Consider the following 12,742-nt stretch of genomic DNA (forward strand, 5'->3'; position numbering starts at 1 on the left):
CTTTTCTGACACGAAATCTTACCCAAACAGCAAAAAAAGTTACTTTTTTTGCAGGGACAGAAAAATATTACCTCAAAGCGAAATATTTTACTCTAGTAAATTTGTACATCCATTGTTATTCTAAATGTGAACAATTTGTGAAAAATTTAAAAATGAATTTGTTCATGAAATTAGGAAGTGAAAAAAATGATGAGTGAAAATGAATGAAGGACTTAAAAATCGTTATGTTAACGAAAAAAAGTCTTCAGACCATCATATTCCCCGCAAAGATATGATCTCATTTTCTAAATAAACAGTAATAAGTTTTTCATAATGTGTACATTCGTACATGCTTATTTCTGTCATCCTTTATTTCCCATAAAGTGTTTCACTTCCTAATAAAACTGAATAGTGGAGGTAGAAGTCGTGAAACTAAGAAGAAGATTATTGTCATGTTTATTGGCTACAGCAGTGACTGTAACATCAATCACACCGATTACCGCAGCAGCTTCCCAGGGGGATTTGCAGATTGGCAGCTTAAAGGTAAATTATTTAAGTGAACCATTAGGTATTGATGATTCGCAGCCTGTATTTAGCTGGATCTTAGCATCTGATGGGTATGATAAAGGACAATCCGCATATCGTATTGTTGTATCCTCAACCAGAGAAGGTGCAGAGAGGCACGAAGGTGATGTGTGGGATTCAGGAAAAAATGAAAATCAAAACAACTATAATATTACCTATCAGGGGAATCCGCTTCTATCCCGTACACCTTATTACTGGGCTGTTCAGGTCTGGGATGAGGAAGGTAATGATAACGGGTGGAGCGAAGTATCCAGTTTTGAAACCGGAATCATGTCAACAGATGAGTGGAATGGTGAATGGATAGGTATTAAAAATACAGATATGAACTTCCAGGGTGCCAATTGGATCTGGAGAAGAGATGGAAGTGATTTTAGCGGAGCACCGGAAGGGGTTCAGTATTTCCGAAAAGGTTTTAAAATAGATAAGACAAAAACAATTAGTAATGTCAATATTGGAATCACGGCTGATGATGAATATGAACTTTTTGTAAATGGACAAAAAGCAGGAGAGAACGGCGGTGAAGATTCCTGGAAAAATGGTAAATTATACGATATTACTAATTTGATTTCTGCAGAGGGAGAAAATGTAATAGCCGCATCCGCACATAATACCTCCAGAGGATATGCCGGATTACTGGCTAAGATAGAGGTTCTGTATAATGATGGGACAAAAGACACCTATGTTACAGATAATTCCTGGAAACTAAGTAAAACAAAAGAAGAAGGCTGGAGTGATCAGAATTATAACGATACCGGGTGGACAAATCCGGATCAGTCGGAACCTTACGGAAATAGCCCATGGAACAGTGGTGTTGCTCCTAACGCAGAAAATGCATTTGCTGCAACGGTTCTTCGTAAAGAGTTTAAAACGGAAAAAGGTGCTATAAAAGATGCAAAAGCATATGTTTCCGGACTTGGATTTTTTGAACTGAAAATAAATGGACAATTACCGGACGATACCTTATTGAATCCTGCAAATACCCAGTATAACCAGACTTCTCTTTACCGGGTATTTGATGTAACAGAATTAGTAAAAGAAGGAAAGAATGCAATTGGCGTAGAGCTTGGAAACAGTTTTTATAATGAGACCTGTTCGGTATGGAACTGGCAGGATGCCAGTTGGAGAGATGCCCCCAAGCTGCGAATGGAGCTGGAAATTGAATATGAAAACGGGGAAAAAGAATCTGTGGTAACGGATGATTCCTGGAAAGCAACGAAGGAAGGTCCAATCACTACCAATAGTATTTATTATGGTGAAACCTATGATGCCAGAAAAGAACTGAATGGTTTTGACCTGAATGATTATGATGATACAAACTGGGGTGCAGTGCAGTTAATGGATGCACCTGAAGGAAAGTTAAAAGCTCAGATCATGGAACCGGTCAGACGTACCAAAGAAATGCAGCCGTCTGAAATTACAAAGCTGGAAAATGGTTCTTATGTATTAACTATTCCGGAAATGCTGGCCGGATGGATTAAATTAGATATTAAAGGAGCTAATGCAGGAGATAAAGTTACCATTACCTATGGAGAAAAATTAAATGATGATGGTCAGGTACAAAAGCTTGGCGGTAAAGATGGTGTGAACTCAGGATGGTGGCCGCGTGCTTATAACCAGCAGGATAATTATATCTGTAAAGGTGGAAAAGATGTAGAAACGTTTGAGCCGAAGTTTAGTTATAAAGGTTATCAGTATGTACAGATTGACGGATATCCGTCGGAACTCACCGCAGATGATGTAATCTGTTACCGGGTAAGCAATGACATGGAAGATACCGGATCCTTTGAATCTTCTGATGAACTGTTTAACAAGATGCATCAAATGATGATTACAACCATGAAGAACAATATGCAGGGTAAACCAACCGATACTCCCGTATGGGAAAAGAACGGATGGCTTGGAGACGCTAACGTTGCACTTGAGACCATGACTTATAATTTTGGCTTTGTGAACATGTTAAAACAGTTCGTGGAAACAATGGAAGATTGTCAGAATGAGTTTAATAATGTACCCAACATGGTACCTACACAGGGCTGGGGAAATGATAACACAGTAGTATGGAACTCAATCTTCGTATTTGGTGTGGATCAGATGATTGATACCTACGGCAATGAAAGTTATCTGTATGAACAGTATGATGCAATGCGGAAACTGGCGCTGAAGGATATGGAAGAGAGCAGAAAAAATGGATGGACATGGTCAGACGGACAGTTAGCTGACTGGGTATCACCTATGGGACAGGGCGATGCTGACCAGGATTTACAGTATTCCGAAAGTCCCAGTGAGGGTTCCGGTATCTGCGGTACTGCATTTGCTTATCATTTATTAGATGTTATGGCTCAGCTCGCCGATCGAATGGGAAAAACAGATGATGCAGCAGAATACAGAGCAGCAATGGAAAAAATGTATACGGCATTTAATGAAAAATTCTACGATGCAGAAAACCAGATTTACAGAACATTAACCTGGTCACAGCAGGCAAACAGAAGCCGTTACCGCCAGACCTCCCAGTTAGTGCCGTTGGCATATGGGCTGGTTCCGGAAGAATATAAAGACGGTGTTTTAACAAATCTGGTAAATGATATTAAGGATAAAAACTATCACCTTGATACAGGATGTGTGGGATCCAAATTTATTCTTCCGGTACTTACAGATAATGGATATGCAGATGTTGCTTATAAAGTGGCTCAGCAGAAATCTTATCCAAGCTGGGGATTCATGGCTGACAGAGGAACTTCTCTCTGGGAAATGTGGGAGACAACATCCCGTTCTCTTGGACACTATTTCCTTGGTACCTACGATGAATGGTTTTACAAAGGGATTGGCGGAATCAAGGATATGCAGGACGGATATAAGACAGTTACCATCGAGCCCTCATTAAACGAAACACTGACTTACGCAAAAGCAGGTGTCAATACAGTTCGCGGACAGCTGCAGAGTGACTGGACATTAAATGAAGGTCAGGGAGTATTTGATATTCAGGTTCCGGTTGGTACAACAGCAGAGATTATCCTCCCAACTAACAATAAGGACCAGATCACATGCAACGGGCAGCCTTTAAGTGAATCACTGGATGGAATTCATGCAGTAAGCAATGAAAACGGAAAAGTACATATCGAAGCAGGATCAGGAAATTACAAATTTGAAACAAATGTAAAATTAACAAGTGTTGAAAAAATAAAGCTGAAAAAGGCAATCTTAGATGCCGGCAGCTTAAAGCAGCTGGATTATGAAATGGATGCATGGACAGTATTTAAGGCAGTCTTGGATGAAGCGTCAGAATTAGATGCAAATACAGATGCAGCGCAAGAAGAAATAGACGCTATGGTCAAAAAGCTTACGGATGCTGCAGCTGAGTTAAAGCTTCATGTAAACCAAAGCAGGGTAGCTTTAAAAGAAGCAGTAAAAAATGCTGATGAAAAAGTAAATCCGGTGGCGGCACCTATTAAATATGCAGATGCTTATCAGGAAGCATATGATGCAGCAAAAGCAGGATGTACTAATGTTGAGTTAACAAATGAAGAGATGGACCAGCTGGTTCTAAAACTTTCAAATGCAGAAACAGAAATGAACAGCCATCTATTCCAGAACTTAGCATTAAATGGTAATGTAGCATTTTCCACTTCACATGAAGATGGTTACTGGGGATGGGGAAGCAAGCTTATAAATGACGGTGACAGAAAAAATATGAATAAGGATGGTGAGTACACCGGATATTCCAGTAATACAGGCGATGTTAAGAACGAAGACCATGAAGAATGGGTTAGCATAGACCTGGGAAAAGTTCAGGATATTAATGCAGTATCCATTTATCCTGCAGTTAAAAATCCTGCAGTCAAAAATTCCGGATATGGTTTTCCAAAAAACTTTGAAATTCAGGTATCTGAAAATGGAAGTGATTGGACAACGGTAGTTACAAAAGAGAATTATCCGGTACCAAGCTATGAACCGATCAGCTTTACCTTTGCTTCAGCAAATGCAAAATACGTAAAATTATTTGCTAAGAATTTAAATCCTAAGGCAAATGATCATAATTTTTATTATTTACAGCTTAGTGAATTTGAAGTATATCACAGTGAAAATACAATAGAAGAGATTGTATTAGCCGATTATGAAGCACCAAAGTCCGCTGTAGCTTATGGAGAACCGCTGGTGGATATGGCAGATATTAAGGCAACTATAAATGGAAAGACGGATATCTCTGGTAAGTGGTCAGTTGAAATGCAGGATGAAACAGCAGCTGATGTTCAGAAAAATCCGGAAACCGGAAAATATAACGTAAAATTAACCTTCCAGGCTCCAAATACTTATGCATTTTCAGACACGCTTGCCGGAACAGCAGCTGACGGAGCAAAAGTTTCTGTTGAAGATAATGGTAAGAAGTTAGTTTATACGTATGTAACGGAAGTCGTAAAAGCGGCAGCTCCGGCTGTAGAAGACAAGGAAGAATACTTTGTGTATGCAGCAGGCGGAGAAGGACAGGTTTCTATTGCAGACCTTATGGAAAAATATCAGCCATTTGTTAAGTTTGCTGTAGGAAATGTTACGGATGAATTTGGAATCCTTGATTCGAAAATTTCGATTGACGAAAAGGGTAATCTCAGTTTTACGGTAAACACAAATGGTGAGGCAGGGCAGACTGCAGTAATACCGGTTACCGTAACGATGAAGAATTACGAAGATACAACAGTTAATGTATGCGTCAGTCTGACTGAAAAAATACCGCTTGAAATTACAAGTAATGCCCGGAATGTGATCTATACCGGCAGTCCTTATGCAGGACTTGATAATCCAAGTGCAGTTATTAAAGAAACGTTAGAAGCATATACCGGAGAATTCATTATTACCTACAATACAGAAGACGGAAGTGCTCCCGTAAAAGAAGGAAATTATACGGTAACTGTTACACCGGAGGATCCCGCATACGCAGGTCAGTGGACAGGAAGCTTTACCATTTCACCGGCACTGGAATCTGTAGAAGCACAGATTGAAAATCCGGAACTGTTCTGGGATGAAGATACACAGATTACAGGTGTTGCAGCAATTGGATCTGATGGAAATAAAATGAATCTGGCAGGTGCCGGCATAGTGTATCGATCAGAGGATTCCAATATTGCGATTGTTGATGAGAATGGAAAAGTTTCTGCAAGAAATGCAGGAAGTACTAAAATTATCGTAACAATTACTATAGGTGAAATGGAAAAATCAGGAGAATTCGCAGTAACTGTATCCGAAATACCGGCAATTAGCCCGGTACTTGCATCTAAAACAACCACCAGTGTTACGCTGGAAACCGTAGAAGGTTATGAATATGCAGTTCAAAAAGAAAATGAAGAGGCTGCATTCAGCCATGTGGCTGAGTTTAAGGAATTAGAACCGGGAACCTCTTATAAGTTTTATCAGAGAATTGCAGCTACGGATACACATTATGCAGGAAGTGTAAGTGAAGTTTTGGAAGTATCTACGGATAAAGAAAAGATCCAGGGTACAATTACAATAAAAGGAAATACAAAAGAGGGTGAAAAATTAACCTTAGATACTACCGGTATCAAGAATAAAAAACCAGGTGATTTAAGTATTACATGGAAAAGGGGAAACCAGGAGGTAAAGGGTGAAAACGGAAACACATATGCTCTTACAAAAGCAGATGTAGGATATAAGATTTCTGCTGTGGTAACAGCAAAAAATCTGGAGGGATCACTGACAACAGAGACGGCTTTATCTGTTCTCCCGGCAGTAACACCACCGCCTGCAAAGGTTGATGTAGACAAAGTAACCCTGAACAAGTCCAGTGTTAGTATTAAGATAAAGAAAACAGTAAAACTGACTGCACAGGTATCCCCATCTAATGCGGCAGATAAATCTATTACCTGGAAGAGCAGCAAATCCTCCATTGCAAGTGTTGATAAAAATGGAAAAGTGACTGCAAAAAAAGCGGGTAAAGCAACAATTACTGCAATTGCTTCTAATGGTAAGTCAGCAAGCTGTAAGATAACTGTAACTACGGATCCTGCAAAAATAAAATTAAATACTAACAAAAAGACATTAGGCAGAAAGGAAACTTATACTTTAAAAACAACCCTTGTGCCATCAACGGCAGTGACAAGCAAAATCATATTTACAAGCAGTAATAAAAAAGTGGCAACGGTTGATAAGAAAGGAAGAGTAAAGGCATTAAAAGAGGGAACAGCAATTATTACGGTTAGAACTGCAAATGGTAAAAAAGCAACCTGTAATATTACTGTTAAGAAAGCACCTTCTTCTATTAAGCTGAATGTTGGTAAGAAAAAGAATCTGAAGATAGGAAAAACATTAAAATTAAAAGTTACCCGCAGTGCCGGAAGTGCAGGAAATGTCACCTTTATTTCTAAAAAAGAAAAAGTGGCTACTGTAAGCTCTTCAGGGAAGATCAAAGCAATTAAAAAAGGGAAGGCGAAAATCATAGCAAAAACTTTTAATGGTAAAACAGCAGAGGTACTCATTACAGTTAAGTAATATAAAACAAGCAAAGTGCACAGAGATAGAGATATCCTGTGTTACTTTGCTACTGTGCTTTGCATATTTATTGCAAATATTTATATTGAAAATACAATATTATGTTATGCAGATGTTATTTGATTTTTGCAGACAGCCATTAGCTGCCAGCAGAAGGAGAGAAGACGTATGGAAAAAAAGAGGATGAAAAAGAAATTATCAGCATGGTTATTAGTAATTTGTTTGGTTATGCAGTTGTTTACTGGTCTCGGCGTGGAGGCAGAGGCTGCTGAAGGAGCATTCACAGTATATGGATTAGAATGTGAATCAGAAGTAAATCCCCTGGGGATTGATAAAAGTACGCCCAGACTTAGCTGGAAATTAGAATCGTCACAAAGAAGTGTTATGCAGACGTCATATCAGATTATGGCTGCAACAAGCAGAGAGAATCTGGATACCGGGAATTATGATGTCTGGGACAGCACCGTTGTAGAGAGTGACCAGTCAGTGGATATTGTCTACGGGGGTAAAGAATTAGAGCCGGGAACCAGATATTTCTGGAAAGTCCAGGTTACGGACAACAAAGGAAACACGGCGGTTTCAACAGAAGAAGCTTATTGGGAAATGGGTCTGATGGGAACTCCATGGGATGCAAAATGGATTGAGCTGGATCTGGGTGCAGCACCATCACCGGATAAATATTCGGTAGAAATGGATTTTCGAATTATCAATGATGATGCAGGAATAATATTTGCAGGAAAAGATAATTCAAATTTCCTCATGTGGCAGATTAACACCTTTGAAAAGAAATTTAAAGGAGTGACCAGCTTCAGACCGCATCAGTGGGTAAAAGGAGCAGCGGCATGTATCGATGAATTTACAATTGAAGATGTTATTCCTGAGCAAGATCAGAAGGAACAGCATCATATTAAGATTGAAGTAGACGGTAACCGGATTACAACGTTTATCGATGACACCCAGATTGACCAGAGAACAAGCGACTATGCAGCTTATGGTAAATTGGGCTTTCGCCAGTCATATGCTCCTGGAGACTGTGATGAACAGGCAGCGTACGACAATATCATTGTGAGAGACGGAGATGGGAATATTTTATTTTCGGATAACTTTGACAGCGGAATCAATAACAATTTTAGTATTGGAAGTATTAATTCAGGTGAACTGGTTGTATCAAATGCGCTGGGACTGCAAAATGATGCAAAAGCGGCAGCACCAATGTACAGAAAAGACTTTGAAGTAGAAAAACAGGTTAAGAAGGCGACTGTGTACGCTAGTGCACTTGGAATCTATGAATTGGAAATGAACGGACAAAAGGTAGGAGATGATTTCTTCAACCCGGGCTGGACCAATTATGAATTAAATCAGGATGACCGGAATTATGTCATGTACCAGGCATTTGATGTGACCGATATGCTGAAGGATGGTACCAATGTAATTGGAGCCATAACCGGTCACGGATGGTATTCCGGAAAACTGTTTGTTGGCGGAAAAGAACGTTATGGAAAAGATTCCAAACTGCTCTGCCAGTTAGAAATCGAGTATGCGGACGGAGAAAAAGTAAAGATATCTTCAGATTCTGCCTGGGTTGCCAGCGGAGACGGACCAATTGTATCAGATGATTTCCAGATGGGTGAAACCTATGACGCAACCAGGGAGATGCCGGGTTGGTCAGAAGCGGACTTTAATTTCCAGGGCAGCTGGAATCCGGTCAAAGAGTCCGGTTATGACGGAGATATTGTGGCACATATGGGACCCGGGGTAAAGGTTATCAAAGAAATAAAGCCCATATCTGTAAATGAACAGGAAGAAGGTACCTACATTTTTGATCTGGGACAGAATATTTCCGGATTTGCAAGAATGAATGTAACCGGAGACGCAGATACGGTAGTTAAGCTGCGTTTCGGTGAGATGCTGCAAAATGACGGGAGTCTGTATACTGCAAATTTAAGAAGTGCGGCAGCTACAGATTATTACACCTTAAAGGGTGATCCAAATGGAGAAACATGGCAGCCACGGTTTACGTTCCATGGATTCCGTTATATTGAGGTGACCGGATATCCGGGAGTACCTACTCTGGATGATATTACAGGTGTAGCAATCAGTTCCCTGCAAGATACCACAGGAAGCTTTACCACATCAAATGAAGATATAAATCAGCTTCAGAGTAACATTACCTGGGGGCAGTTAGATAACTTCATAAGTGTACCTACGGATTGTCCCCAAAGAGACGAACGACTGGGTTACACAGGAGATTCACAGGTATTTGTACGTACTGCAGCGATGAATCAGGATGTACAGACATTCTTTGAAAAATTCATGATGGATGTCACCACGAACCAGCGGGCAGACGGAGCAATTGCTGACTGGACACCTAATTATGTTACACCCGGAGATGGACTGAGCGGTTCATTCGGAGCTTCCGGCTGGGGAGATGGTGTTATTATCATTCCGTGGACCATGTATACCACTTACGGAGACACCTCTATTATCCGGCAGAGCTACGAAGGAATGAAAGGATGGATTCGGTATTATCAGCATCTGGAGACCAAAGATCATCTGGTTGAGGGCTGCGGAAATAATTATGGAGACTGGTTATCGGTGGGAGCAGAGACCCCTATTGACTTAATCTGTACCGGTTACTATGCGTACAGCTGTGATTTGTTTTCAAAGATGGCAGAGGCAATTGGAGAAACAGAAGATGCCGCTATATACCGCAATTTATTTGAAGAAATTAAAAAAGGATTTAACAAGGCATTTGTTGATGAAGAAGGACATGTAGGTAATGGAACACAGACCAGTTACCTTATGGCACTAAAGTTCAATTTATTAAAAGACGATGCAGCAAGGAAAAAAGCTGCAGCATATCTTGTAGAAGATATTAAGAATAAGAACTGGCATTTATCAACCGGTTTCATGGGCGTTGCTTACCTTTGTCCGATGCTGACCGAGATGGGATACGCAGATGTGGCATACCGCCTGTTATTACAGGATACTTATCCATCCTGGCTATACAGTGTAAGAGCCGGTGCAACCACTATCTGGGAGCGCTGGAATTCCTATGATTACGAGACCGGACAATTTGGGGATGTAGGTATGAACTCATTTAACCACTACTCTTTAGGCTCTGTAGGCGAATGGTTCTACAATTACGTAGCAGGTATCTCATACGATGAGAAAAATCCCGGATACAAGCACTTTAACTTAAAACCATATCCCGGCGGCGGATTGAGTTATATTGACAGTTCCTTTGAATCAGTATACGGAAATATCCAAAGCAGCTGGAGCTACGGGGAAGAAGACAGCTTCTGTATGAACGTAACCATTCCTGCAAATACGACGGCTACCATTTATGTTCCTGCTGAAAATAAGGATCAGGTATTGGAAAATGGAATTCCGGCAGCTCAGAGTGAGGGGCTTACATTTGTAAAAATGGAGGATGGCAAAGCAGTATTCGAGGCAGGATCAGGGCAGTATCAGTTCACAACCGTACTCAGACAACAAGTTGTTTTAAACATTGTGGATGAAAATACAAGCAAGGCAAGCCTGGTAAGCATCAATGGTGGTGAACCACAGAAATTACCGGTTATTGAAAGTGTATATACAGGGGACGAGGTTACCTTAAGTGCTAAACCAGAAAATGATGTGGATTATAAATTCTCAAAATGGTATGGTGAAGGCTTTGAAGAAGACAGTTCAGAAATTACCTTACAGATCAATGGAGAAACAAAGATAGCCATTCAAAACAGTAATATTGAGAGGGAAAATCTGGCAATTGGAAAGAAAGCAGAGGCAAGTACTTCCATTTCCAATGGAGACTGGGGACTTCAGAATATTAATGACGGACAGTTAGCTTCTGTAGCGGGAAACCTTGGATTCACTACAAATGGATCAGATGGTGAGGATGTAAACCACTGGGTTGAAATCGATCTTGGGGAGAATATGAATTTTAACAGAATTCATTTATACCCAAGAACCGATGTATTCACAAAAGATGGAAAAACACCGTCCTTCCCAAAAGATTTCAGCATTCAGGTTTGTAAAGATGGAGAAAGCCAATATACAACCATAGGAGATTATACTGATTACCAGGCACCTGCAGGAAAACCGGCTGTATTGAAATGGGAGGAAGCAGTATCAGCCAGAAAAGTAAGGATACAAGTAACCAAAGTTGGCAATCCACCGGCTGGTGAAATTCATTATTTTCAGTTAGCAGAGATGGGAATTTACAATCAGGCTTCGCTGCAGACTCAAAAATTAAAAGAGGCAATGGAGCAGGCAGCGGCATTTGAAGGCAAAGAATCTGATTACACAAGTTCCAGCTGGAAGATATTCAGCAAAGCACTGAAAATTGCAGAAAATGTATTAAATAATGAGAATAATACGCAGAATGAGATTGATACAGCAGCGCAGTCATTAGGAAATGCAATAAGTGGACTGATAAAAAGAGCAGACAAGACTGCTCTGGAAAATACCATTCAGGATGCAAAAAAATATTTGTCCCAGGAATCCAAATATACAGCAGAAAGTTTTCAAATTTTAAAACAAAATCTAGATGCAGCATTACAGGTACTGGAAAAGAAAGATGCTATTCAGACAGAAGCGGATGAGGCTGTAAAAGATCTTCAGTCAGCAATTAAAGGACTTACACCGGCAGGGGATCTACAGGCACCTTCCATTCCGGGAAATGTAAAAGCATCCGGTATAACAGAAAATTCCGTTACGATTACCTGGAATGCATCGGCAGATAATACCGGTGTGGAAAAATATCTGGTAAAGAATAAAGAAAACATAGTATCAACAGTAACAAATGGTACTAAAGCTGAAATTATGGGACTGGCGCCAAATACAACCTATACGCTTACCGTATATGCATATGATCAGGCAGGAAATGTCTCCGGCGGCGCAAATGTAACCTTTAAAACCCTGAATAAGATCCAGGTAACTGCTGTATCCTCAGTAAAACTGAATTACAACAGTCTCACAATAAAAGGTAAAGGAACAAAACGATTAACAGCAGAAGTTCTGCCCGGCAATGCAGCCAATAAGAAGGTTTCCTGGAGATCTTCCAACAATTCCGTTATTTCAGTAGATACAAACGGAAAAGTAACCGCTAAAAAAGCAGGTAAAGCAACAGTCACAGTAAGGACAGCGGACGGTGGAAAAGAGGCATCCTGTAAGATCACAGTTACTACGGTTAAGGCAAAGAAAATTTCCCTGAACAAAAAAAGCAAAACCATTTATAAGGGAAAAACTTATCAGCTTAAGTCTTCCTTAAAGCCGTCAAATGCAACAGACAAAGTGGTCTGGACCAGTTCCAATAAGAAAGCTGCTACCGTATCCCGGAACGGGCTTGTAAAAGCCAAAAAAGCTGGGACAGCGACAATTACTGCAAAGATATCCGGTAAGAAGAAAATAACCTGCAGAATCACTGTAAAGGAGGTGAAGGCAAAGAAGGTTAAGATGAACCTTCACAAGAAAACATTAAAGACAGGAAAAACATTACAGGTTAAAGCAACTGTAAAGCCAAAGAATAGTACAGATACTTTAAAATGGGAAAGCTCAAATAAAAAGGCAGCAAAAGTTTCCCAAAAAGGAGTTGTTACAGCTTTGAAAAAAGGACGTACAACCATTACGGTATCCACACCGCAAGGAAAGAAAGATTCCTGCATTATCACAGTAGAATAAG

General features: G+C 40.2%; 2 protein-coding genes. Both read left to right on the plus strand.

All coding sequences use genetic code 11. The features are described from left to right. Nucleotides 1-405 precede the first annotated feature (405 nt). Nucleotides 406-7,059 carry a family 78 glycoside hydrolase catalytic domain gene (locus CD03_RS0121610; protein ID WP_027295422.1) on the plus strand — a complete coding sequence of 2,218 codons (6,654 nt, stop codon included), beginning with the start codon at nucleotides 406-408 and terminating at the stop codon, nucleotides 7,057-7,059. Nucleotides 7,060-7,227: 168 nt separating this feature from the next. Further along, nucleotides 7,228-12,741: a family 78 glycoside hydrolase catalytic domain gene (locus CD03_RS36335; RefSeq protein ID WP_027295423.1), complete on the plus strand. Its 5,514-nt coding sequence runs from the start codon at nucleotides 7,228-7,230 to the stop codon at nucleotides 12,739-12,741. Nucleotide 12,742 lies beyond the last annotated feature (1 nt).

Source organism: Robinsoniella sp. KNHs210 (assembly GCF_000686105.1).
In the GTDB taxonomy this organism is placed as follows: domain Bacteria; phylum Bacillota; class Clostridia; order Lachnospirales; family Lachnospiraceae; genus Robinsoniella; species Robinsoniella peoriensis.

Coding starts and splice junctions, on each gene's coding strand:
- CD03_RS36335 (WP_027295423.1), top strand. CDS start 7,228: ATGGAAAAAAAGAGGATGAAAAAGAAATTATCAGCATGGTTATTAGTA.